The organism is Sorangium sp. So ce1014, from assembly GCF_051521505.1.
GTDB lineage: Bacteria > Myxococcota_A > Polyangia > Polyangiales > Polyangiaceae > Sorangium.
This window is the reverse complement of record NZ_CP150356.1, coordinates 8,018,102-8,042,137: the sequence shown is the minus strand read 5'-3', so window position 1 is coordinate 8,042,137 and position 24,036 is coordinate 8,018,102. Positions and strand designations below refer to the sequence as shown.

Below are 24,036 nucleotides of genomic sequence, written 5' to 3'. Positions count from 1 at the left end.
GGACCGGCCGCCTCAGTCCGCTCGCTCACGCCGCCCGAACGACGTCGACGCGCCCTCCGCTCCAGCGGCACCTTCCTCCGCAGGTGCTAGGCCAACGCCCGAGGACGCGTGACGATGATCTCGGCGCATGACCGGACCCCGGGCACGAACGGAGAGCCCGCAGCGGCCTCCGCCCAGCTCGCGGAGGCGATCGTCGAGGCGTCCGCCGCGCTCTCCGGGAAGCTCGATCCGCAGCAGATCCACGACACCATCGCCGCGCAGGCCACCCGGCTGCTCGGCGCCGACCTCTCTCTCCTCCACGGCACGCGCGTGCGTGTGTGGGGGCCGAAGGATCGCCCGCGCCCCCTCCGCCTGCTCGCCTCCTCCGGCTTGCCGGGCGCGCTCGCCGGGGCGCTCGACGACCTCACGAGCACCCCGTCCCTCGCCCTGAGCGCCGCAGAGAGTCGCCGCGTCGAGCACGCAGCGGCGGATGACGCGGCCCTCGAGCGCTTCGCCGATGTCCGCGCGATCGAGACCTGCCTGAAGGCCTGCTGGGTGCTGGCCGCCCCCCTGCTCGGCGCAGGCCGGCTGCTGGGCGTCCTCACCTGCGCGTTCAGCGGCCGCAGCGCACCCTCGCTGGAGCTCCTCCCGCGCGTCCAGGCCCTCGGCGCGCTGTTCGCCCTTGCCCTGGCGGCCGCCGAGCGCGAGGTCGAACGGGGCGCCGAGCGCCGCCTCCACGGCGCGCCCGTCGACGACGCCGACGCGTGCGCGCAGGCGGAGCAGGGCGCCGAGGCGCTCCACCGGGACGCCCGGGCCGCGGCCTGCGAGGCGGACGCCCGCCTCGCGGCGGAGCGGCGGTGGCTGCGCAGCATCATCGAGGACTTCCCCGTCGCGATCGCCGTCTTCGACGAGCGCGGCGGCCGCTCGCTCCTCGCGAGCCGCCGCTGCGAGCAGCTCTGCGGCGGCCCGCACCCCCTCACGACGCCCGCGCCCGCCCAGCGCGTGCTCCTCTGCGCGCCGGGCGGGGAGCCCCTTCCGCACCACGAGATGCCCCTCGTCCGGGCGGCGCGCGGCCAGGGGACGACCTGCGCGGAGCTGTGGTTCCGGAGGACCGACGGGAGCCACGTCCCCGTCGTGGTGAGCGCCGGCCCCATCCGCGACGGCCAGGGCACGATCCTCGGCGCCATCGCCAGCTACGAAGACGTCACCCATTTCATGGAGCGCGAGCGGCTCCGTGAGGAGTGGATCACCCTCGTGGCGCACGACCTCAAGCAGCCGCTCACCGCGATCACCGCGTGCGCGGGCATCCTGTCGCGAAGGTCCGAGGCCGCCGATATCAGGCCGTGGAGCCAGAAGATCCTGGCCAGCGTCCAGCGCCTCGAGCGGATGACAGGGGATCTGCTCGACGCTTCAAAGATCGAGGCGCGGCGCTTCTCCCTCGACCGGCGGCCGACGGACCTGCGCGCCCACCTCCGCGACGCCGTCGAGCTCGCCGCCGCGGAGCGGCCGGGGCGCGACGTCGTGCTCACCGCGGACGACGACGTGCCGCTCGTCCACGTGGACGAGGCGCGCATCGAGCAGGTGATCGGGAACCTCCTCCTCAACGCCGCCAAGTACGGCGACCCCGCCGCGCCGATCCGGGTGACGCTCTCGCGCCGCGACACCGAGGCGGAGATCGCCGTCGAGAACCGCGGGCCGGGCATCCACCAGGACGATCTGCCAAGGCTCTTCCAGCGCTTCCAGCGGCTCTCGTCAGCCCCGTCCAGGCGGAGCCCGCCCGGGACGGGCCTCGGGCTCTACATCTGCAAGGGCATCGTCGAGGCGCACGGCGGTCGCATCTGGGCGCGGAGCAAGCCGGGCGAGACGACGGCCTTCCACTTCACGCTCCCGCTCCCGGCCGCGACCTCGGGCGGCGACTGATCCCGCGCCCGCGGCGCCCTCCGCGGCGACGGCCGACACGCGAGCGCCGCGCCCGCCCGCGGCGACGGCCGACACGAGGTCCGCCGCGGCCGCTCAGCCGTTCTGGATGCGCGCCACGATGGCGTCCGTGAGCGCCTTCGTGTTTGACTTGCCGCCGAGGTCGCCGGTGCGCACCCCGTCCACGTTCAGCGCCCCGTCGATCCCGGCGCGCAGGCGGCCGGCGAGCTCCTGGTGGCCCACGTGGTCGAGCATCATCGCGGCGGCGAGCATCAGCGCGATCGGGTTCGCCACGCCCTTGCCGGCGATGTCCGGCGCCGAGCCGTGCACCGCCTCGAAGATGGCGGCGTGCTGGCCGATGTTGGCCCCCGGCGCCATGCCGAGGCCGCCGATGAGGCCCGCGATCTCGTCCGAGAGGATGTCGCCGAAGAGGTTCGTCGTGACGATGACGTCGAACTGCCACGGGTTCAGCACGAGCTGCATCGCGCACGCGTCCACGATGCGCTCGTCGGTCGCCACGCGGCCCTCGTAGCCCTTGCCCACCTCGCGCGAGGTCTCGAGGAAGAGGCCGGTGAGGGCCTTCATGATGTTGGCCTTGTGGACGATCGTGACCTTCTTGCGGCCGTGCTTCTCGGCGTAGTCGTAGGCGAACTCGGCGATGCGGCGCGAGCCGACCCGGGTGTTCACGCCCGAGCCGATCGCCACCGCGTGCTCGTCGCTGCCGATCGGGATGTAGTGCTCGAAGCCCACGTAGAGGCCCTCGAGGTTCTCGCGCACGAGCACGATGTCGATGTTCTCGTAGCGGCCGCCCGGGACCAGCGTGCGCGCGGGCCGCACGTTCGCGAAGAGCTTGAACTCCTGCCGCAGGCGCACGTTCGAGGAGCGGTATCCCCCGCCGATCGGGGTCTCGAGCGGCCCCTTGAGCGCGAGCTGCGTGCGGTGGATGCTGTCGAGCGTGGCCCGGGGCAGGGGATCGCCGGCCTCCTTGACGCCGGCCATGCCGGCCACGCACGTCTCCCATTCAAAAGGCGCGCCGAGGGCGTCGAGGGCGCGCAGCGTCGCCTCCACGATCTCGGGGCCGATGCCGTCGCCGGGGATGAGGGTCGCAGGGTGCTTCGGTGAGGTCACGGTCTGTCTCTTCTCGGGCTCGAGGTGATCGTCGCGTTGACGAGGAAAGTCGCACACATAGCCGAGGTGCGCGCCGCGATCTACCTCGCCGGAGCGGCGGAACGCGCCGCCGCTCCGGCGAGGTAGATCGCGGCCTCACCCCCTTGGCCCGCCCTCTCGTCTCGTCGGCCGCTCGTCGGCCCTCGCGAGATTGCCCGCCGGGCGCAAGTTCTCTTGAGGTTCCCCGTTCGCGCCGCCATCATGACGCGCGTCCATGATTTGCCCGCGCTGCCACCGCGCGTACGCCGACCGTTCTTACGGCTTCTGTCCCGACGACGGCGCCCGCCTCGTCGAGTCCTTGTCGTCCGCGCCGCCCGCGCACCCGACGCGGCAGTTCGGCGCCGTCCTCGAGGATCGCTACGTGATCCAGGGCTTCATCGGCGCCGGCGGGATGTCGCGCGTGTACCTCGCGGTGGACAGCCGCACGAAGGAGCAGGTCGCGATCAAGATCCTGAACCGCAACTTCGCCGCGGACCGGACCCAGCGCGAGCGGTTCCTCCGCGAGCTCGAGGTGGCGGCCGAGCTCGGGCACCCCAGCATCATCCGGGTCCTCGACGCGGGAGAGCGCAAGGACGGGTCCCCCTTCATCGTGCTCGAGCTCCTCACCGGCGAGTCGCTCGGCGTCCTGCTCCGCCGCGAGGTGGCCGTGAGCGAGGCCGTCGCGCTGCCGCTGATACGGCAGGCGGCGTCGGCGCTCGCCGACGCGCACGCGGTCGGGATCATCCACCGCGACGTGAAGCCGGACAACATGTTCCTCGTCCGTTCCCCGAGCGGCCCGCGCGTGCTCAAAGTGATGGATTTCGGCTTCGCCAAGCTGAGATCGGGCCCCGTGACCGCGGCCGGCCTCGTGCTGGGCACCGTCCCCTACATGGCCCCGGAGCAGGCCCTCGCCGATCCGGTCGACGGCCGCACCGACATCTACGCCCTCGGCATCACGATGTTCCGCATGCTCGCCGGCCAGCTGCCCTTCTCCTCGCCGGACGACGTGGTGGTCGTCGCCCAGCACGCCTGCACGCCGGCCCCCCGGCTGAGCACGATCCGCCCCGGCATCGACCGGCGCCTCGAGGCGCTCGTCGCCACCGCGCTCCGCAAGCTGCCCGGGAACCGCTTCGACTCGATGCAATCGCTCCTGGAGGACGTCGAGCGCATCCTCGGCGCCCGTCCCGGCGAGCCGATCGGCGCGCCGCTCCGGAAGACCCCCGACGTCTACGAGCCGGTGAACCCGGCGGCGCGCGAGGCGCTCAAGTTCCTGCGGCGCCAGCTGCCCTGAACGCACAGGCGGTGTCCCCTCCGGCGCGGATGCGCCGATGCGCTGAGGGGTCGATGCAGGGTCACCGCGCGCCGAGGTCCTCGACGCGGTAACCTTCCGGATACGTGCGGCTCTTCATCCTGGTGAGCAGGCGCGGCGAGCGCCGGCGCGGCATCGCCCGCAGCAGCGGGCCGCGCGCGCGGAGCGCCGCCGCGACGATGCGGCGCAGCGCGGGCGGCGGCCGCGGCAGCCCGACCGCGTCGAGCAGGGGATCGTCGATGAGCGCGTGGATGACCTGCGCCCCGAGCGGCCACAGGGCCTTCGGCAGCACCCAGCCGAGCATGAGGTCGCGCGTCGCGACGGCGAGCCGATGGTTGTTCTCCGAGAACCGCAGGTGCTCCGCCTCGTATTCGAGGTTGAAGCGCTCGAACGCCTCGAAGCTCGGCGGGATGTCCCGGATGTTCATGAGCGTCCCGACCTGTTTCCAGTAGTGATACCCAGCGAGCTTCTCTTTCCGGGTCAGCGGCCGCCAGCCGAAGCGCTCGTTCCAGCGGACGGGCTCGAAGATGAAGGTCGACAGCGTGTGCAGGTACTCGTCGTTCGGGATGGTGTAGCGCCTGTGCTGCTGGTTCATGCGCCGGAGCGCCGCCCGGCCGCGCTCGCTGTCGTATCCGTTCTCCAGGATCTCGGAGAGGATGAGGGTCGTGTCGTCGTAGCGCTTCTGGGTGCGCTGCAGGAGCTCCCCTGTCTGCACCAGGAGCGGTGTGCCCTTCGCGATGCCGAAGACACGGAGCAGCGCGAGCTCGAGGGCGCGCTGCGTGTCCCACGGGAAATCATAGCATGTCGTGAGAAACGCGATTTCTTGATGGTCCTTGACCGGATCGAGGTTCGCCTCGATATGGTCGCGGATCGCATAACGGGATCGCGATTCGGGAGGAGCCCAGCGCATGGAGAGATCTCCTGATATGTATCCGCTCGATGACGCCACTGTGTCTATCATATCTCCGCGGTTCCTGGCGGAAACGTTGTTGAGCCGGTGCGGGTGCTGCCAATGCGCCGAGGTGGAGCAGGCGAGGTGAGGACGGAAACCAGGCGCCGTGGCCATGACGTGGGGACAGGCGAGGCGGCCCGCGCCCCCGCGAGCCAGCTGTTCAGGCCTTTGCGAGCGCCCCGGCCGCCGGGGCGGTCGGCGAGGACGGGCCGGAGCGCTCGGGCGGCTCCGCGGTGCGGGCGCCGGCGCTGGGGCGGCCTGCGCGTGCGCGGCCTGCCTGCGCGTGCGCGGCCTGCGCGAAGGTGGCACCCTGGCTCCGTGCGGCCTGTCATTGACGATGTGATCCAGGAGCTCCTTACGCGCCATCGGTCGACCGGTCGGGTGGACCTCAACGACATCGCCGACGTCATCGACCGCCGGCCGGTCTCGTACGAGGAGGTGGAGTACATCATCGACCAGCTCGAGTCCGAGGGCCTCCGCGTGGCCGAGCCGCTGGACTCGGGCGACGTCGAGGTGCTCCGCGCGGTCCTCGCGAGCGCGAGGCGGCTCGCGGCCGAGCTTGGACGCACACCCACGATCGGCGAGATCGCGCTGGCTTCTGGCCACGCTCCGCACACGGTGCGCCGGGCCCTGGAACAAGCCGGGCGTGCCAAGACTTGTTGAAGAGGACGCGTGGAGGCCACGCCGGACGCGGCGCGGCGCGGCAAGACGCAGCAAGACGCGGCAAAACTCGGCGAGACCCAGCAAGGGCATGCAGAACGAGCAGAACGAAACGGAGCCAAACAAAACGAAAGCGCCGCGCCGTTGAGGGCAGACCGGAGCTCTACAGCAGTGTTACTATGGTGATGGAGGGGTGCTCTGTAGCCGTAGTCGATTGTTTCCTCTACGCGTCAGGGAAGGAAGGCTGGCCTGATGAACATTACGATCACGTTCCGGCACATGGTGGGTACCGAGGCCGTCAAAAAGTATGCTCACGAGAAGGTCGCCAAGCTCCAGAAATTCCTTAGGCAGGCGATGACGGCGCAGGTCACCCTCTCCGTCGAGGGCCTGACCCACGTCGCCGATGTCCGCCTCTCCTCGGGCAGCCTGGCCTTCCAGGCGACCGAGCGGGGTGAGGACATGTACGCGTCGATCGACATGGTCCACGACAAGATCGAGCGGCAGATCCGCGATGGAAAGGGGCACACCATAGCGCGCAAGCGCGGCGGCACGAGCGCCGGAGAGTACGCCGCCGAGGTGGAGAAGGAAGCGGTGGCAGGAGCGGGACGCACCCGATCCTGAGCCGCCGAGTCGGCGGGGCGCACCCCATCCGAGCCGCCGCGCTCGCTGCCGCGGTGGCTGCGGCTCCCCGCAGGTGAGCCGCAGCGCTCGCGGTCGCGGCGGCGGCGGTCTCCCGCAGGCGAGCCGCCGCGGCGTCGAACGGCGACCGTCGCCGCGGGCCTGATCCCGCACGCGTGCGCGCAACGCGCCCGAGGATCCCGCCGCCCGCGCTGCGGCGGTCGCCTGCGATCACGAGGCGAAGGACGGTCCCTCCGGGGCCGCTGGCCGCGATAGCGTCCTTGAGTCGCGTACCCGAGGTCCCCAGGGTACGATGGCCACCGTCGGCGCGCCTGGCCCTGGCCGAGCGCCGCGCCGTCCGTGCCACGGGCGCCACTCCAGAGCCCTCTCACCTCTCCCGAGCGCCGAAATCAGCATGCAAGTCTGCGACATCTTGACCGCGCACCAGGTATCCGTCGCCAGTGAGCAGGAGGGGGTCGTCCGCTCCAAGGGGGACGCGCTCCACCGGCTCGCCGCCCTGCTCGCGGCAGCGCAGCAGGGGGTCAAGACCGAGGACATCGAGCGCGTCCTCGCCGAGCGCGAGCGCCTGCAGTCCACCGGCGTCGGCAGCGGCGTGGCCATCCCCCACGGCGCCATGGAGGGCATCGAGCGGCTGATCGGCGCCGTGCTGCTCTGCCCGAAGCCGATCGACTTCGACGCGATCGACGGGGCGCCGGTGTCCATCCTCGTCGCCGTGATCGGGCCGAAGCGAGCCACCGGGGAGCACCTGAAGACGCTGGCGCGCATCTCCCGCCTCCTGCGGGACGAGGCGTTCAGGAGGCGGCTGCTCGGCGCCTCGACCGGGCGGGCGGCGTTCGAGCTCATCGCCGCCGAGGAAGGGAGGTCGGTATCATGAGCAGCTCGCGCGGCAGCACACAGGAAGGGGACGGAGGCGGCCGGGTGCCCCCCACCGGCGCAGGGCGGCCCGACCGCCCCGCCCTCACGGTGCGGAGCCTGACGGCCGATGAAGGGCTCGGCATCGAGCTCACGCTGATCGCCGGGGCGGCGGGCCTCGACCGGCCCATCATGAACACCCGCATCCAGAAGTCGGGGCTCGCGCTCGTCGGCCACTTCCACGGCATCGTCCCGACGCGGGTGCAGATCCTCGGACAGACCGAGCTCTCGTTCCTCCACAAGCTCACCCGCGAGGACCGGCTCCTGTCGCTGCGCGGCTTCTTCGAGCTCGGCCTCTGCTGCGTCATCATCACGCAGGGCGACCAGCCGTTCGAGACCAACGGCTCCGGCATCGGCTTCGTCCCCGTGCCGGAGCTCGCGCAGTGCGCCGAGGAGAGCGGGACGCCGCTCCTCGTCTCGGCGGTGCGGTCGAGCGTCACGATCACCGCCCTGCACGCGCTGCTCGACGATCGCCTGGCGCCGCGCATCCGCCTGCACGGCGTGCTCGTCGACGTCTTCGGCGTGGGCCTCATGCTCGTGGGATCGAGCGCGATCGGCAAGAGCGAGTGCGCGCTCGACCTCGTGATGCGCGGCCACCGGCTCGTGGCCGACGACGCCGTGGAGTGCGACTACCGCCCGCCCGGCATGGTATTCGGCGCCCCGGCGGAGCTCCTCCGGTACCACCTCGAGGTGCGCGGCCTCGGCATCCTCAACGTGAAGGACCTCTTCGGCGTCACCTCGATCCGCGAGCGCAAGCGGATCGACGTCGTGGTGAAGCTTGTCGAGTGGTCGAAGGACACCGAGTACGACCGGCTCGGGCTCGACGAGCGGTACCACACCATCCTCGGCGTGAAGATCCGCGAGCTCGTCATCCCGGTGCGCCCGGGCCGCGACATGGCGTCGATCCTCGAGGTCGCCGCCCGCAACGAGCTCCTGAAGAACGCCGGGTTCCACGCGGCGCGCGAGTTCTTCGGCGCCGTCGAGGGCGAGCTGCTCCGCGAGCGCTCGGCCGAGGAGTCGTCGGTCCCGCCGCCGGTGCGGCTCGCGGAGGAGGGGGCCCCGCGCCACGCGGCGCCGCACGGCCCGCCCCGGCCGCCGCGGCCGGGCCACGGGGACCTGCAGAGCCCGCCGAGCAGCGCCTTCCGGCAGCCCGTGGAGCGGGGGAGGCCGCCCCCGCTCCCGGAGCGGCCGAGCCCCGGGTTCGACGCCACGGAGTCGTCCGTGAGCCTGCCGCGGCCGAGGAGGCGAGGGTGAGCGGCGGAGGCGATCCGCAGCCGCCCGCGCAGCCGCCGTCCGACGGCGCGACGTCGCGCGTCGTCGTCGTCACGGGCCTCTCGGGCGCGGGCAAGTCGACGGCGCTCCACGCCCTCGAGGATCTCGGCTTCTTCTGCGTCGACAACCTGCCCACGTCGCTCGTCCGGCCGGCGGTCGAGGCGTGCGAGGCGGGCGGGATCACCCGGATCGGCCTCGGCATCGACGTCCGGGTGGGCTCGTTCCTCGCGGGCGCCACGGCGGCGCTCGACTCGATCCGGGTCGGCCGCGACGTGGTGATCCTCTTCCTCGACGCCTCGGACGAGACGCTGCTCCGGCGCTTCAGCGAGACCCGGCGCCCGCACCCGCTGACGACCGGCGGCAGCGGCGCCATCGCGATGCTCGACGGCGTCCTCCTCGAGCGCGAGCGGCTCGCGTCGCTGCGGGCGAGGGCGACCATCGAGCTCGACACGACGCGGCTGTCGACGCACGACCTGCGCCGCGTCGTCATCGAGCGGCTGCGCCCGACGAAGGTCGATGTGCCCCGGATGTCCACCCGGTTCATCTCGTTCGGCTACAAGTACGGCATCCCGCTCGACGCCGACCTGCTCTTCGACGTCCGCTTCCTCGACAACCCGTATTTCGTCCACGGCCTCCGCGAGCTGACGGGCAACGACGAGCCGGTGCGGGAGTACATCCTGAAGAACGCCGATGCCCTCGAGTTCATCAGCAGAACGGAGGGGCTGCTCTCGTTCTGCATGCCGCGCTACGCCAGCGAGGGAAAGAGCTATCTCACGATCGGCATCGGGTGCACCGGGGGCCGGCACCGCTCCGTCGTGCTCACCAACGTGCTCAGCGACAGCCTGCGGCGGAAGACGGGGCTCCCGATCACGGTCGTGCACCGGGACGTCGCCCGGGTGAGCAGTAGTGTAGTACCCTCGGGGGCGGGTGAGGGCATGGCCGGGACGCCCAGCGTGGATTTCCGGCGGGTTCAGCCGGGAGCGGCCGCGCCGGAGTCTCGCCCGGCGTCGGACAAGAGCGTGACGGGGGGCGAGCGGTGACGACCGAGCCGGTGACGATGCGGTTCACCATCATCAATGTGCGCGGGCTGCACGCGCGCGCCGCGACGAAGCTGGTGCAGCTCGCCGGCCGTTACGACTGCGAGATCTCGCTGATGGGGCCTGACGGGCAGTCGGCCAACGCGAAGAGCGTGATGGGCGTGCTCCTGCTCTGCGGCTCGATGGGCACCGTGATCGAGGTCCGCGCGACCGGCGATCAGGCCGCTGAGGCGGTCTCCGCCATCGGCGCGCTGATCGCCTCGCGCTTCGGAGAGCCCGAGTGACGCGCGGCCGGAGCGCGTTCTCCGCGGGGGCCCCGGGCTCTCCTACCGCCCCGGCGGACGCCGTCCGCGGCGACGCGACGGTGTCCGGCGTCCGGAGCGACCCGGAGCCGCCCGGGGCCCAGGACCCGGCGGCGCCCGGCGCCCGCGGGAGCTCGCTGCCGCCCGGCGCCCGGACCGAGACGCTGCGGGGCATCTCCGGGTCGCCCGGAGTCGCCATCGGCGCCGCCGTCGTGATCGGCGGGCACAGGACGGATCACCCGCGCCGCCGCGTCAGCTCCGGCGAGATCAAGGCAGAGATCGAGCGCTTCGAGGCCGCGGTCGAGCGCGCGCAGGACGAGCTCCGCGACATGGCGAAGCGCGTCGGCGATCACCGCGCCGAGGCGTCGATCCTCGAAGCGTACCTCTTGATGCTCGGCGACGAGGTGCTCGCCGACGCCGTGAAGCGCCAGGTCACCGAGGAGCGGCAATGCGCCGAGTGGGCGGTCGCGACCGCGTGCGAGGCGATCGCCGGCCGCTTCGCCGCCCTCGACGACCCGTACCTGCGCGAGCGCAGCCATGACGTCATGTTCATCGGCGAGCGCCTGCTGCGCGCCTTCAGCCTCCCGCCCCAGGAGCCGCCGTCCTCGCGGGACACCTCGCCGCTCTCCACCCGCAGCCTGATCGAGCTGCAGAACTCGATCGCCATGCCCGCGACGCTCGGCGCAGCGCTGCCGCGCTTCTCCGGGCCGACCATCCTCATCGCGCACGATCTGTCGCCGGCGGACACCGCGGCCATGGTCGACGAACCGGTCGTCGGCTTCGTCACCGAGGTCGGCACCCGCACGAGCCACACCTCCATCATGGCCCGCGCGCTGGAGATCCCGGCCGTGGTCGGCGTCAGCGACGTGCGGCAGCGCGTGATCACGGGCGACCTCGTCGTGATCGACGGCCTGCGCGGCTCGGTCATCGTCCGCCCCGGGCCCGCCGAGCTCGCCGAGGCGCGCGCCCGCGCCGAGCGCCTCGGCGCGCTCGCCAAGGCGCTCTCGGAGTCCCGGCACCGCGCGGCCCAGTCGAAGGATGGGGTCAAGGTGTCGCTCCGGGCCAACGTCGAGCTCCCGGCCGAGGCGATCCTCGCGCGCGACCAGGGCGCCGACGGCATCGGCCTCTACCGGACCGAGTTCCTCTACATCGATCGCACGTCCCCCCCGTCGGAGGACCAGCAGTTCGAGATCTTCCGCGCCGTCGTCGAGGCGCTCCGCCCGAAGCCGGTCACGCTGCGCACGTTCGACATCGGCGGCGACAAGTTCGTCTCCACCTTCCAGGTGCCGCCGGAGATGAACCCGATGCTCGGCCTCCGCGCGGTCCGGCTCGCGCTCTCGCGCCCCGACGTCTTCCTCGAGCACCTCCGCGCCATGGTGCGCGCCTCCGCCTACGGCGACGTGCGGATCATGATCCCCATGGTCGCGGGCCTCGGCGAGCTCCGTCAGGTGCGCGCGCTGCTCCACCGCGCGCAGGAGCAGGTGCGCGCCCGCGGCCAGCCGTGCGCCGACGAGATCCCGCTCGGCGTGATGATCGAGGTGCCCGCGGCGGCGATCATGGTCGACCATTTCGCGCGCGAGGCCGCGTTCATGAGCCTCGGGACGAACGATCTCATCCAGTACGCGCTCGCGGTCGACCGGACCAGCCGCTCGCTCGCCTACCTGGCCTCGCCCTTCGATCCGTCGATCCTCCGGCTGATCACGAAGGTGATCCGGGCGGGGCAGGAGTTCGGTCGCCCGGTCTCGCTCTGCGGCGCCATGGCGAGCGACCCGCTCGCCGCCCTGCTCCTGCTCGGCCTCGGGCTCCGCGATTTCTCGATGGAGGCGGCGGCGATCCCTGAAATCAAGGAGACGCTCCGGCGCGTGACGGTCGCCGAGGCCGAGTCGGTCGCGGCGGAGGCGCTCGCCTACGCCACGGCGGAGGAGGTCGAGTGCTGCGTCGCCGCGGCGTTCGCGCCGGATCTCTACGATCTGCTCACCGGAGAGCGCGACGCGCGGTGACGTGCGCCGCGGGTCGACCGCCTCGCCGCCTTCACCTCCTTTTCGCTTGAGCTCGCGTGGAGGGCTTCCTAGCGTGATGCCGCTCCATGAAGTCCCGTAAAGCCATGGGCGCGGCGCCGGGGGCAACGACACGGCCCTCCGAGGCTCTCCTCTCTCCGGCGCGCGGCGTGACGGGCGCGGCGGGGCGTTCGCCCGCGGCGCCGGCCGCGTCGCGCGTGTCGCGCGCGCTGGCCGCCGGCGCGGTGACGCTCGGCCTGTGCGCGGCGGGCTGCGAGCAGGAGAATCCGCCCACGCGGCTCGTGGGGCAGGTGCACCTGACGCTGCTCCACACGTCGGACATCCACTCGCGGCTCTTCCCGTACAACCTGCAGCTCGGCCAGGTGGACGCGGGGCTCGGCCTCGGCGAGGCGACCTCCATCGCCAACGTCGGCGGCGCCGCGCGCATGTCCCATATCATCGGCCGCGAGCGCGCGCGGTCGTCGCGCGCGCTGCACCTCGACGGCGGCGACTGCTTCCAGGGGGCGCCGATCTTCAACTTCTACTCGGGCGAGGCGGAGATCCGCACCCTCGGCGCGATGGGCGTCGACGCCATGATCGTCGCCAACCACGAGTTCGACCGCGGCGCGCTGAACCTCGGCATCCAGCTCCAGCAGAACGCCGGCTTCCCCATCCTCGCGGCGAACTACCTCCTCGAGGACCCCGCGCAGCCCGGCGCCTCGCCGCTCGGCGCGATCCTGCAGCCGTTCACGGTCTTCGATCTGGAGGGCCTCCGGGTGGGCGTCATCGGGATGGGCAACCTCTCCAGCCTGACGTCGATCTTCGAGGCGCCGAACCGGCTCGGCGTCACCCCGCTGAACACCACCGAGGTCGCGCAGTTCTACGTCGATCTGCTCCGCCCCACGGTGGACGTCATCGTCTTCGTCACCCACCTCGGGCTCGACGTCGACGAGCGGATGATCGAGACGACGACGGGCATCGACGTCGTGCTCGGCGGGCACAACCACATCGTGCTCCAGCCGCCGAAGCGCGTCCGCGACTGCTCGCGGTACTACGACGAGGACAAGCAGAGCCATTACATCCTCCTGAACGACGAGCGCTCCCCGGAGGAGGGCGAGAAGCGCCGGCGCTACTGCGCGCCGCGCGACGTGGTCCTCGCGCACTCCGGCGCCTTCGCGAAGTTCGTCGGCCGCCTCGACCTCGTGCTGTCCAAGGACGCCTCGGAGCTCGGCAAAGACCACGACCCGCTGAACGGCTTCGAGGTGATCTCGAACCGCTACGAGCTCTTCCCGGTGACCGAGAGCGTGCCCGCGGATCCGATCGTCGCCTCGGTGCTCGAGCCGTACGCGCAGGGGCTCGACGCGCTCGCCAACCTCGATCTCCTGGTCGGCTACGCGCTCGACGGCTCGCGCCGCTTCTCGACGAGCGGCGGCGACTCGCCGCTCGGCAACATGATCGCCGCGGCGATGTGGCTGCGCCTCGGCATCCAGACCGACTTCTCGCTCACCAACACGACGGGCATCCGCGCCGACCTCGTGCCCGGCCCCGTGACGGTCGAGCAGATGTTCAACATCTTCCCCTTCGACAACTCGATCTCGAAGATGCAGCTCTCCGGGCTCGAGGTGCAGGACCTCTTCGACTTCGTGGCGCGCCGATCGAGCGGCCGCGGGTGCGTGTCGCAGGCGCAGATCGCGGGCGCGCGGGTCGTCATCGACTGCGCCGGGCGCGCCTCCGAGGGCGCCGCGCCCGGCGTCGCGACCCACGTCTACATCGGCGCCCACGACCCGCCGATCGCGTGCCCGGACGGCGACGCCGACTGCCCGGGGGGCCTCTCGGGCAGCTGCGACGTCGAGGCCGGCCGGTGCTGGCAGCCGATCGATCCGATCTCCACCTACGAGCTCGCGACGTCGAACTACCTCGCCCAGGGCGGCAGCGGGTTCCGCGTGCTCCAGCGCAACACCACCCAGTTCGACACCCAGGTGCAGCAGCGCGACGCGCTGATCGACTACATCCGCGCCGGCCGCCCGTGCGGCGCGGACGACCGCGGCGAGCTCGCGTCGTGCCAGCGGGACGCCGACTGCGCGGGCGTGGGCGAGGGCTACATCTGCGCGTGCCCCGAGTCGGTCGTCGAGGGGGCGGTGTGCACGACCGGCGACGCGCCGTGCGCCCGGGGCGCGTGCGTGCTCGCGCGCTGCCGCGACGACGTCGCCGCCTACCAGCGCGACGTCTGCGCCGCGGCGCCGACCGCCGAGGTGCGGCGGCAGTGCGAGAGCGCGCTCGCCCCGTGCAGCGCCGCCGGCGAGCAGTGCAAGTACCTGCCGTGCGTCGACCGGCGGCTCGGCAACTTCTCCGACGGCCGCCTGCGGATGGTGGGCCAGTGACGCCGCGGGCGCGGCTCCGGGCGGCCCTCCTCGCCGCGGCGCTCGCCGGGTGCGGCAGCGACGCCGGACCGCCCCGGGGCGTCTCGAGCTTCTGGGTCCAGGTCGTTCAAGTGAACGGCGAGGCGCCGCCTCCCGCCGACGCGCCCTTGCCGGCCAACCGCGGCGACGCGGTGGATTCCTGGGCGTTCCGGGTCGAGGCGCGCGATCCCGCCGGTCGCCGGGCGCCCTTCGACGGCATGGTCCGGCTCAGCGTCGAGCCCGGGGCCGTGGTCGACGTCGAGGCCGACGACGAGGGGCTCGCGGTCGGCCGCAACCTCCGCCTGCGCGGCGGGGTGGCGGAGGGCGTCGTCCACGTGACGGCCGTCTACGGGCCCACCCGGCTCTGGGTCGAGGACGTCGGCTACCTGCCCGCGCCCCGGGACGGCCAGCCCGCGTGCGCGAACGGCGCCAACGACGACGCGCCGGGCGACGTGCTCATCGACTTCCCCGCCGACCCCGGGTGCGCGTTCGCCGACGACGACACCGAGGAGGGCGGCACCTTCAGCGCGGGCGCCTCGAAGCCCGTCGCCTACGCCCTGCCGCGCGTCGCCGATATCCAGGGGGGCGGCTCGGCGACGCCCTACGCGTTCGAGGGGATCGAGGTCAACACCGCCGCTCCCCAGCGGGTCGTCGTCACGCGCGTCGCGAGCGATGGCTTCTACGTCACCGACCTCGGGGGCCAGGACGGCGGGTACAACCACCTCTTCGCGTACAACTTCAACACCCCCGCCAACATGCGTGTCTGCGATCGGCTCGAGTACCTCGCGGGCACCGTGAACGAGTTCTTCGGCTTCACCGAGCTCTCGTTCCCTTCCTACGAGATCGCGCCCTTCGAGGAAGGGGCGGAGTGCCAGGTCCCGGAGCCGAGGGCGCTCGACGCGCGGACGATCGCCGACGCCTCGGCCATGGAGCGCCTCGAGAGCGGGCTCGTGCGCGTCGAGGGGTTCCACATCAGCGAGAACTTCGGCCCGAAGCCCGCGAGGAACAACGTCTTCGGCCCGGAGCAGTCGAGCTGCGATCTCAACGGCGACGGCCAGGTCGATTTCGAGAGCCCGGCCGAGGGGAGCTGCGGGAACGCGTGCTCGCGCGACCCCGAGTGCAGCGAGTGGACGGGTTATTCCGCGCGCGGGAACTACAAGGTCACGGACGGGTCGAGCATGATCCAGATCCAGACGGGCACGGTGAGCGCCTTCGATCCGACGTCTCACCGGGGTGAGGTGCTCGGCGCCGCGACGGGCACGCTCCGGAACTTCTCGGGCGGCTCGCTGAACTGGACGATCGAGGCCCGCTGTCCGGACGATCTCGTCTGCGAGGCGCCGGGCTGCGCGCCCGCCGCGAAGCCCTCGAACGAGGCCTGCGTGCGGCGGCGCAGCCTCAACGACAACGACGCGGAGACCAACTAGCCGCCACCTCCCTTCGCCGCGGCCGCGCCGCGCCCGCCGGATCCCCCTGGCCCAAGGAAGCCCACCGCCCGCCATGCACCGAAGCGCGCTCCTCGCCCCTGCTGTCTCCGCGGCCCTGCTCGTCACCCTCGTGCGGCCGGCGCTGGGCCAGCCCCAGCCGGCCCCTGGCCAGGCCGCGCCGGCGCCCGCTGCGCCCGTCCAGACCCCCGTCGCGCCGGCGCCTGCGCCGCCGGCTCAGGCTCCCGCCGCGCCGACCCCGGAGCCCGCCGCGCCGGTCCAGCCCCCCGCCGCGCTGGCCCCGGAGCCCGCGGCAGCGGCCCCGGCCCCCGCCGCGGTGGCCCCGGCCCCTGCTGCGGCGGCCCTGGCCCCCGCCGCGCTGGCCCCGACCGCGTTGCCCGCGCCGGCGCAGGCCCCCGCCCCGACCGCGCTGCCGCGGTTCGAGCGCCGCGTCGCGGCCGAGGAGCTGCCCGTCCGGGTGGGGGACGCGATGGACACGCGCCTCACCTGGACGCTCGGCGACGACGACCTGCTCCACGACACCGGCCAGGCGCAGCCGCTCTCGCCGAACCTGAGCATCGGCGATCGCAAGCAGTACCGGCTCTTCTTCGACAACCTCAACTCCCGCTTCAGCGGGCGCGAGAACCTCACGCACCTCGCGCTCTACAAGAAGATGCCGGGGTTCATCGAGGGGCTGGACACCGAGGCCTCGCTCGTCCTCCGCGTCGATCTCGCCGCGCTGTCCAGGAACAACAACAACGTCAATCAGGCGTTCTACGACTCCGGAACGTTCGTTCGCGCCTTCTATCACACGGACGGCAGGGCCGACGGCAAGACCGGACTCGGCATCACGCTCTGGCCGCTCGACACGGACCGGTTTCGCCTCGGCTACCTCTACGACATCTCGTGGGGCGGCACGAACGCCTCGATCAACCAGTCGATCTTCCCGCGCATCATCGGCGCCGCGCCCGGCGCGAAGGTCCAGTACGACGCCGAGCGGTTCAGCGTCTTCGCCGGGTTCAAGGTCGCGAGCCTCACCCAGCTCCAGCGGGTGCTGACCCCCGGGACGAGCGAGGTCGAGGAGATCCGCGTCGCGCAGACGAACTACGGCTTTCTGATCGGCGGCGGCGCCGATCTCCACCCCTACGTGCACGCCGACCTCGGCGCCGGTTACTTCCAGCAGGGCAGGTTCGACTGGCCCGACGTCGCGGGCGATCCGGTCTACACGCTCGGCGCCTCGGCCCGCGTCGTCGCGCACACGAAGGGCGAGCCGATCCCGCAGTCGGTGGACTTCCTCCTCTACCGCAACGACCCGGACCGGCCGCAGATCCTCTTCAAGCCCGAGACCTACACGCCGGGCAAGACCACCTGGGCGGTGAGCCTCGAGGCGTCGAACCTCTACCAGAACCTCAAGGACTTCGAGTCCGCAGGCGTGACCACCCTCCAGTCGGCCCGCGCCGCCGCCCTCCAGGCGGTCCTCAAGTCGGGGTACGCGCGCGCGAGCGTCACCGGCATCTACCGGGATCTGCCGTTCGTGCTGCGCAACCAGCCGAGCTTCATCCCGTTCCAGACCATCCCGGAGACCGGCGGCGCCTCGACGGCGGACGAGCTCTTCTTCGCCCTGGCGGCCGACTACTACATCGCGTCCGCGCGGCTCACCCCCGGCATCGGCGCGGGGCTCCAGCTCCCCGCCACGTTCAAGACCACCTCCTTCGACATCATGAGCGCGCCGATCGCCCGCACCGTGGTCGTGCGCGAGCAGGGCAACCTGTCCATCCTCCCTTACAACCGGTCCGCCGTGCCCATCTTCCAGGCCCGCGCGAGCCTCAAGTGGGATATCAGCCGGATCCTCTCGGCGGTCGCGTGGGTCCAGTACGTGCGCGACAACAACGGCACCTTCATGGAGCGCGATCCCTCCGAGGGCACCCTGGCGCTGCGCACCTTCGTGAACCCCGACTTCTTCGGCATCGGCACGAGCGTCCAGGCCCGCTTCTGATCCGGCGGGCGCCGCCCGCGCTCACCGCGGCTGGAAGCCCTTGAACGCCGCCACGGCCCGCTGCGTGCTGCTCACGGTCTCGACGATGCGGAAGCCTCCGCGGACGTAGAATCCCTCGAAGTGCAGCACGCTCTCCCCCTCGGCCGGCTCGATCTCCCAGTAACGCGAGCGATCCTTCGACGTGCCGAGGACGGCGATGCGCCGCCACCCCGCCGGGATCCTGCCCGTCCATTCCGGTCCGCGCTTCTCCGTCAGCTCGAAGTCGTCGCGGCTGTGCTTCACCCGGAAGCTCGCGTCCGGGCCTGATCCGATGCGCGCGTCGAGCGTCCCGCCGGGCGGCCCCTTCGCGTCCTGGTCCTGCCGCCGCGGCCCGCGCTTGCTCACCCGGTAGCCCGCCACCGCGTGCGGATCGAGGTAGTAGGTGCCGCCCTCCTTGCTCGCGCCCAGCCGCCCCGCGTAGATCGCCTGGCGCACCGCGCTCTCCGAGATGCCGAGCTGCTGCGCGGCCTCCGGCACCGTCATCGTGTAACGCGTCCGCGGCGTGGCCACCGCCGACTCGGGCGGCAGCCGCTTGCGCGCCAGGCAGTCGAGCATCACGTGGAACGCCGGATCGCGGTACACCTCCGCCGTCGCGACGCTCCGCCCCGCCACGGCGGTCCTGTCCAGCAGCGGGTTCTCCGGACCGAGGACGAGATCGGCCAGCTCGGCCTCGGACACCGACGGATCCCGGGCCGCCGCCAGCACCCGGCACAGGAAGGTGCCGAGCTCGCCGGTCGGCGTCGCGAACTCGACCGTCTCGCCGGACAGCAGCGTGTATTGCGTCTTCATCTCGCCTCTTCGCAGCTCGTCGTGTGCGCTCGCCAGCACCGCGCGCCGCACGCGTGCCCGGGGCCACGCGTGCCCGATCCGTCCACGAGGCGGACGAAGTCCCTCGCGCGCCGGAGCGGGCGCGCGCAGGCGGATCTCACCCCTCCGGGGACGCCGCGCCGGCGGCGCCCGCCCCAAGGGACAGGACCACCCGCACGCCACCCCCGTCGGGCACGTGTTCAGCGCCGCAGCTACGGATTACTGTATGCCCGTTCAGTTAGTTCCGTCTAGTGCCTTCGCGCGCCGGTAGGACAAAGGTCGTCCGCCTCCGGGCCGCCGCCGCGTCCGCAACTATCTGAAACCAATCATTTATTCTGTGATCTTAGAACGCATGTAACCCGAGGAAAAATCGTCGTAGGCTCGCGAGGCAGGACGGATCGGGCCGCTGAAGCCGGCGCAGCACCCGGGTTGGGCGGGGCGCTGTTCAGTGCCGTGTGCGGCGTCGTCGGGTCAGGTGGCGGGCTTCTGCCGCGTCTCGGCGAGGGCCTCGATGGTGTCGGGGTCGTGGTCGCGGATGCAGTCGACCCCGTTGCGCTCGAACTGGACCGCCGCGGCCAGCGCGGTCCGGCTGCGCTCGCGGTCCATGGCCCACGCCGCGTGGCGCACGAGCAGGGCGAGCTGCAGCGCCCGGCCCAGGGTGATCGCGACCCGGCGCGCGCCCGCCTCGAGGCCGGGGCGGTCCTTGGCGGCCATCTCCTTGATCCACGCGCGGGCGTGGGACACCGCGCGCGACGCGGCCGTCTCGGCCTCGGCGAGCTTCGGCTCGACAACGCCGGTCAGGAGGCGCGCCACCTCGGCCGCGAGGACGTCGAGCGAGCCGTCCTTCTGGATCACCCGCAGCGCGTCGAGGGCGAGCACGTTCGTCGTGCCCTCCCAGATCGTGAGGACCTGCGCGTCCCGCAGCAGGCGCGGCAGCCCCGTGTCCTCGACGTAGCCGGCCCCGCCGAACGCCTCGAGCACCTCGCTCAGCACCGACACCGCCTGCTTCGCGGTCGTGAGCTTCGCGAGCGGGATCATCAGCCGCAGGAGCTTCGCCTCCGAGTCGGTGAGCGAGCCCGTCTCCTCGCGCCCGAGCAGCTCGATCGCGCGGAAGGTGATGTGGAAGGCGCCCTCGAACTCGGCCTGGAGCTCGGCGAGGGTGTCCATGTGCAGCGGCTTCTCCGCCAGCGTCGTGCCGAACTGGACGCGGCTCTGGGCGTAGGAGCGCGCCAGCGAGAGCCCCCGCCGCATCCCCGCGATGGCGCCGACCGCGTTCCAGGTGCGCGTGACGTTGAGCATGGGCGCGATCGCCCGGACGCCGTTCGTGAGGCCCGCGACCGGCGTCGCGAGGACGCCGTCGAGCGTGAGCTCGGCGGTCGGGACCTTGCGGGTGCCGAGCTTGTCCTTCAGCCGGTTGAGCAGCACGCCCTCGCGGCGCCCCGCCTCGCCCGCGAGCTCGACGTAGAACAGCGCGAGCCCGCGGCTGCCCTCCGGGTTGCCCTCGGGGCGCGCGAGCGCGAGCGCCATCTCGGACGTGGCGGCCGAGGCGAACCACTTCGTCCCGTGGAGCCGGTAGGCCCCGTCCGGCCCGGGCCGCGCCACGGTCTCGCTCCGCCCCACGTCCGAGCCGCCGGTGCGCTCGGTCATCCACTGCCCCGACGTCCAGGCGAGCGCCGGGTCGCGGCTCGTCAGGCGGGGCACCGCGCGGTCGATGAGCGCGCGGTTCTCGCTCGCGAGGAGCGCCCGCGCGGCGCCGTCGGTCATCGCGAGCGGGCACGTGTACACGTCGCTCGACGCGTCGAAGAGGTACGCGAGCGCGAACTGATGGACACGGGAGAACGCGCCGTGCGCCCGCTCGTACGCCGTCGCGACGACCCCGTGCTCGCACGCGATCCGCGCCGCCTCCTTCCAGAGCTGCGTCACCTCGATCTGGTCGACGCGCTTGCCCCAGGCGTCCCACGACGTGAGCTTCGGCTCGTTCGGGCGATCGGCGAGCTGCAGGCGGTAGAGGCGGCCGCCCGCGAGCTCGCCCATCTCCCGCAGCGAGGGCGTGATCGACGCGGCCACCTCGCGCGGCAGCACCCGCGCGAGGTAGGACCGCAGCACGCGGTCATCGTCGTACTGGTTCCCGAGTGATGGGGGGTCTTGATAGAAAGCCACCGGCCGACTCCTGGGTTGGTGCGCCGCAGCCCGAACCGTCCGACGCGGACGCGTCGATCCGGTTCCGCGCGCCCATGCGGGCAGGCGCGGCGACTCGCAGCCTCATCGACTCGAAGCTACTGAACACGTCCCATCCGATTCAACAGGAAGCCGAGCGACGCGTCGCGGTGACGCAGCGGACGGTGAACCCCGGCTGTCAATTTCGGCGCGCCGGCCGGTTTCTGTGCGCTGTTCGGGTGCCGTGTCGCACGGAAAGAAGCGCAAGTCGCTCTTTGTGGGGTTCTTGACTTCTCCGATGCACCAATGCATATGGCTGCCGGTGAAGCTGTCGAACAAGGGTCGCTACGGTGTGCGCGCATTGTTCGATATCGCGTTCCACAACGACGGGCGGCCGACGCAGATCCGCGAGATCTCGGAGCGGGAGCTCATCCCGGCCCGGTTCCTGGAGCAGATCTTCCAGGATCTGAAGAGGGCCGGGCTCATCAGCTCGAAGCGGGGCCCGCGCGGGGGCTACCACCTGGCGCGGCCGGCGAGCGAGATCAGCCTGGGCGACGTCGTCCGCGCCCTGGAGGGGCCGGTCGCGGTGCTCGTGCCGGACGACGACGGCAGCCCGGAGAGCTCGCCGCTCGATCCGCCCACGGCGGTGTTCCTCGATCTGGCGCTCGCGATCGAGCGCTGCTTCGACTCGGTGTCGATCGCCGACGTCTGTGAGCGCGGGGTCGAGCTCGGCGTGCGCCGCAAGGGGCGGCCGGAGCGATCGACCTACGTGATCTGAGCTGACAGCCATGAGAAGCCCCGACCGAGCCGACCTGTCCCCCGGCGTCCCCCGCGCACCCGCGGCGGGCGCGGCCGAGCTGCCCCCGCTGCCCTCGCACCCGCGCGTCGTCGACAGCGTGCTCGACCTCGTGGGCGACACGCCGCTCTTCGAGATCTGCCGCGTCGACGCGGCGACGCCCCGGGGGCGCGTCTTCGGGAAGGCCGAGCAGTACAACCCGGGCGGCTCGCTGAAGGACCGGATCTGCCTCGCGATGGTCGAGGGCGCCGAGGCGCGCGGGCGGCTCGGCGCGGGCGCGGGCGGCGTGGTCATCGAGCCGACGTCGGGGAACACCGGGATCGGGCTCGCGATCGTGTGCGCGGCCAAGGGGTACCGGTGCATCCTGACGATGCCGGCGAGCATGAGCCTGGAGCGGCGCCAGCTGCTCGAGGCCTACGGCGCGGAGGTCGTGCTGACGGAGCCCGAGCTGCAGATGGAGGGCGCCATCGAGCGGGCGCGCGCGCTCGCGGCCGAGATCCCGGGGGCGGTCATCCTCAGCCAGTTCGACAACCCCGACAACCCGCGCGTCCACGCGGAGACGACCGCGCGGGAGATCCTGCACGCGATGGCCGGCCTCGACGGGCCCGGGCGATCCGGCCCGCGGCAGTCGCTGGCGATCGACGCGTTCGTGGCCGGCGTGGGGACGGGCGGCTCGGTGAGCGGCGTCGGGCGCGTGCTCAAGCGGCTGCGCCCCGCGACGCGCGTCATCGCGGTCGAGCCCGAGTCGTGCGCGACGATCTCGCGCGGCGAGCGCGGGCCCACGAAGATCCAGGGGCTCGCCGCCGGGTTCGTCCCGGCGAACTACGATGCGGGCGTGGTCGACGAGGTGCGCACGGTCAGCGATCGCGCCGCGTACGAGACGAAGACGGCGCTCGCCCGGCAGGAGGGGCTGCTCGTCGGCATCAGCGCCGGCGCCGCGGTGCGGGTGGCGCTCGACGTCGCCCGCGAGCTCGGCCCCGACGCCAACGTCGTGACGGTCCTCTGCGACACAGGCGAGCGGTACTTCAGCCTGGACGAGTATTTCCGATGAGCGGCGGCGACGGCGAGGCGATCCGCGGGTGCGTGCTCCTCGTCGGGGCGGGGGGCATCGCCGCGCCCGCCGCGCTCGCGCTCGCGGCGGGGGGCGTGCGGGAGCTCCGGGTGGTCGACGACGACGAGGTCGATCTCACCAACCTGCACCGGCAGATCCTGTTCGACGCCGACGACGTCGGCCGCCCGAAGCTCGACGCCTTTGCCGAGGCGCTGCGCCGCCGCTTCCCGGGGCTCCGGGTCGATCGCCGGCACGGCCGCTTCGCGCCGAGCGCGGCGGCGGGCCTGCTGCCGGGCGTCTCGGTCGTGGTCGACGCGACCGACAACTTCGCGTCGCGGTTCCTGATCGCCGACGTGTGTCGCCTCACCAGGACGCCGGTTGTGCACGCGGCGGCGATCCGCTGGTGCACGACGGTGATGGCGGTCGCGGCGGAGGGGGGGCCTTGCTACCGCTGTCTGTTCGAGGACCTGCCGACCGGGGACGCGCCGGACTGCGCCACGGCCGGTGTGGCGGGCCCTGTGTGCGGCGTGGCCGGCGCGCTCGCGGCGGACCGGGCGCTCGCGATCCTCGCGGGCGACACGTCGGTTTACGGCCGGATCGCGACCTACGACGGCCTCTCGGACACCCTGCGGAGCGTCCCTGTCGCTGCGCGCCCCAGCTGCGCCCTGTGCGGCGAGCGCGCCGACATCGCGACCATCGACGCGTCCCGCTACGTGATCTCGTGTGGTGCAGAACGAGGGGACCGCGAGAGCGGATCCCCGACCCACGTTGAACAGGACCGCGAGAGCGGATCCCCGACCCACGTTGAACAGGACCGCGAGAGCGGATCCCCGACCCACGTTGAACAGGACCGCGAGAGCGGATCCCCGACCCACGTAGAAACGGGACGCGAGAGCGGCTCCCCGACCCACGCTGAAACGGACCGCGAGAGCGGCTCCCCGACCCACCTCAACACTGGAGACCAAGACCATGGCTGACACCGCGACCGTCCGCATCCCGACCCCGCTCCGCACCCTCACCGGCGGGCAGGACGAGGTCAAAGCCGCCGGCGGCACCGTCGGCGAGCTGATCGAGAACCTCGAGAAGAGCTACCCGGGCATCCGCGACCGCCTCCTCGACGAGAAGGGGGTGCGGCGCTTCGTGAACATCTTCGTGGGCGACGAGGACATCCGCTTCCTCGACGGGCTGAAGACGCCCGTGAAGGGCGGCGATCAGATCGCGATCGTGCCCGCGATCGCCGGGGGCTGA

20 protein-coding genes are annotated in these 24,036 nt (G+C 72.4%); 16 read left to right on the top strand and 4 right to left on the bottom strand.

All coding sequences use genetic code 11. The features are described from left to right. The first annotated feature begins 114 nt into the window (after window positions 1-114). Window positions 115-1,899: an ATP-binding protein gene (locus WME75_RS30305; RefSeq protein WP_437478372.1), complete on the top strand. Its 1,785-nt coding sequence runs from the start codon at window positions 115-117 to the stop codon at window positions 1,897-1,899. Between the two features lie 93 nt (window positions 1,900-1,992). Here the strand turns inward: WME75_RS30305 and WME75_RS30300 are convergent, their stop codons facing one another. Then, entirely contained in the window at window positions 1,993-3,024 is a 1,032-nt protein-coding gene (locus WME75_RS30300) for an isocitrate/isopropylmalate dehydrogenase family protein (RefSeq protein ID WP_437478370.1), read from the bottom strand. Window positions 3,025-3,277: 253 nt separating this feature from the next. Here WME75_RS30300 and WME75_RS30295 point away from each other — a divergent pair, with 253 nt between their 5' ends. After that, window positions 3,278-4,333, top strand: coding sequence for a serine/threonine-protein kinase (locus tag WME75_RS30295; RefSeq protein WP_437478367.1), 1,056 nt, complete (start codon window positions 3,278-3,280; stop codon window positions 4,331-4,333). A gap of 61 nt (window positions 4,334-4,394) precedes the next feature. Here the strand turns inward: WME75_RS30295 and WME75_RS30290 are convergent, their stop codons facing one another. Then, complete coding sequence (locus WME75_RS30290) at window positions 4,395-5,261, bottom strand: oxygenase MpaB family protein (protein WP_437478364.1); 867 nt, start codon at window positions 5,259-5,261, stop codon at window positions 4,395-4,397. Between the two features lie 360 nt (window positions 5,262-5,621). On the opposite strand from WME75_RS30290, the gene WME75_RS30285 reads away from it, so the two are divergent. From WME75_RS30285 to WME75_RS30240, 10 genes are all read left to right on the top strand, one after another. Next, window positions 5,622-5,966, top strand: a complete 345-nt coding sequence (locus tag WME75_RS30285; RefSeq protein ID WP_437478361.1) for a sigma-70 domain-containing protein — start codon at window positions 5,622-5,624, stop codon at window positions 5,964-5,966. Between the two features lie 249 nt (window positions 5,967-6,215). Continuing rightward, a complete protein-coding gene (hpf, locus tag WME75_RS30280) occupies window positions 6,216-6,584 on the top strand; it encodes a ribosome hibernation-promoting factor, HPF/YfiA family (RefSeq protein ID WP_437478358.1) in 369 nt (122 codons plus the stop codon). A gap of 412 nt (window positions 6,585-6,996) precedes the next feature. Next, a complete protein-coding gene (locus WME75_RS30275) occupies window positions 6,997-7,476 on the top strand; it encodes a PTS sugar transporter subunit IIA (protein WP_437478355.1) in 480 nt (159 codons plus the stop codon). Beyond that, complete coding sequence (gene hprK / locus WME75_RS30270) at window positions 7,473-8,768, top strand: HPr(Ser) kinase/phosphatase (protein WP_437478352.1); 1,296 nt, start codon at window positions 7,473-7,475, stop codon at window positions 8,766-8,768. The genes WME75_RS30275 and hprK overlap by 4 nt, the downstream gene beginning before the upstream one ends. Further along, the gene (rapZ, locus tag WME75_RS30265; RefSeq protein ID WP_437478350.1) at window positions 8,765-9,826 is read left to right on the top strand and encodes an RNase adapter RapZ; all 1,062 of its coding nucleotides are present in this window, start codon (window positions 8,765-8,767) and stop codon (window positions 9,824-9,826) included. Before hprK ends, rapZ begins: the two co-directional genes overlap by 4 nt. Further along, a complete protein-coding gene (locus WME75_RS30260) occupies window positions 9,823-10,107 on the top strand; it encodes an HPr family phosphocarrier protein (protein WP_437478347.1) in 285 nt (94 codons plus the stop codon). The genes rapZ and WME75_RS30260 overlap by 4 nt, the downstream gene beginning before the upstream one ends. Continuing rightward, a complete protein-coding gene (gene ptsP, locus WME75_RS30255; RefSeq protein WP_437478345.1) occupies window positions 10,104-12,125 on the top strand; it encodes a phosphoenolpyruvate--protein phosphotransferase in 2,022 nt (673 codons plus the stop codon). Before WME75_RS30260 ends, ptsP begins: the two co-directional genes overlap by 4 nt. Window positions 12,126-12,211: 86 nt before the next feature. Continuing rightward, on the top strand, window positions 12,212-14,503 hold the full coding sequence (locus WME75_RS30250; protein WP_437478342.1) for a bifunctional metallophosphatase/5'-nucleotidase: 2,292 nt from the start codon (window positions 12,212-12,214) through the stop codon (window positions 14,501-14,503). Beyond that, a complete protein-coding gene (locus WME75_RS30245; protein ID WP_437478339.1) occupies window positions 14,500-15,945 on the top strand; it encodes a hypothetical protein in 1,446 nt (481 codons plus the stop codon). The genes WME75_RS30250 and WME75_RS30245 overlap by 4 nt, the downstream gene beginning before the upstream one ends. A gap of 73 nt (window positions 15,946-16,018) precedes the next feature. Beyond that, a complete protein-coding gene (locus tag WME75_RS30240) occupies window positions 16,019-17,938 on the top strand; it encodes a hypothetical protein (RefSeq protein ID WP_437478337.1) in 1,920 nt (639 codons plus the stop codon). A 21-nt stretch (window positions 17,939-17,959) separates the two neighbouring features. Here the strand turns inward: WME75_RS30240 and WME75_RS30235 are convergent, their stop codons facing one another. Both WME75_RS30235 and WME75_RS30230 read right to left on the bottom strand, forming a co-directional pair. Beyond that, entirely contained in the window at window positions 17,960-18,766 is an 807-nt protein-coding gene (locus tag WME75_RS30235) for a helix-turn-helix domain-containing protein (RefSeq protein ID WP_437478334.1), read from the bottom strand. Between the two features lie 489 nt (window positions 18,767-19,255). Beyond that, window positions 19,256-20,944: an acyl-CoA dehydrogenase family protein gene (locus WME75_RS30230; RefSeq protein ID WP_437478331.1), complete on the bottom strand. Its 1,689-nt coding sequence runs from the start codon at window positions 20,942-20,944 to the stop codon at window positions 19,256-19,258. Window positions 20,945-21,239: 295 nt separating this feature from the next. Between WME75_RS30230 and WME75_RS30225 the strand changes: the two genes are divergently transcribed. The 4 genes from WME75_RS30225 to WME75_RS30210 are packed head-to-tail and all read left to right on the top strand — an operon-like array spanning window position 21,240 to window position 24,036. Beyond that, window positions 21,240-21,719, top strand: coding sequence for an RrF2 family transcriptional regulator (locus WME75_RS30225; RefSeq protein WP_437478328.1), 480 nt, complete (start codon window positions 21,240-21,242; stop codon window positions 21,717-21,719). 10 nt (window positions 21,720-21,729) lie between these two features. After that, window positions 21,730-22,788, top strand: a complete 1,059-nt coding sequence (gene cysK / locus WME75_RS30220; protein ID WP_437478326.1) for a cysteine synthase A — start codon at window positions 21,730-21,732, stop codon at window positions 22,786-22,788. Beyond that, the gene (locus tag WME75_RS30215; protein WP_437478323.1) at window positions 22,785-23,765 is read left to right on the top strand and encodes a HesA/MoeB/ThiF family protein; all 981 of its coding nucleotides are present in this window, start codon (window positions 22,785-22,787) and stop codon (window positions 23,763-23,765) included. Before cysK ends, WME75_RS30215 begins: the two co-directional genes overlap by 4 nt. Then, window positions 23,758-24,036 carry a MoaD/ThiS family protein gene (locus WME75_RS30210; protein WP_061612430.1) on the top strand — a complete coding sequence of 93 codons (279 nt, stop codon included), beginning with the start codon at window positions 23,758-23,760 and terminating at the stop codon, window positions 24,034-24,036. The genes WME75_RS30215 and WME75_RS30210 overlap by 8 nt, the downstream gene beginning before the upstream one ends.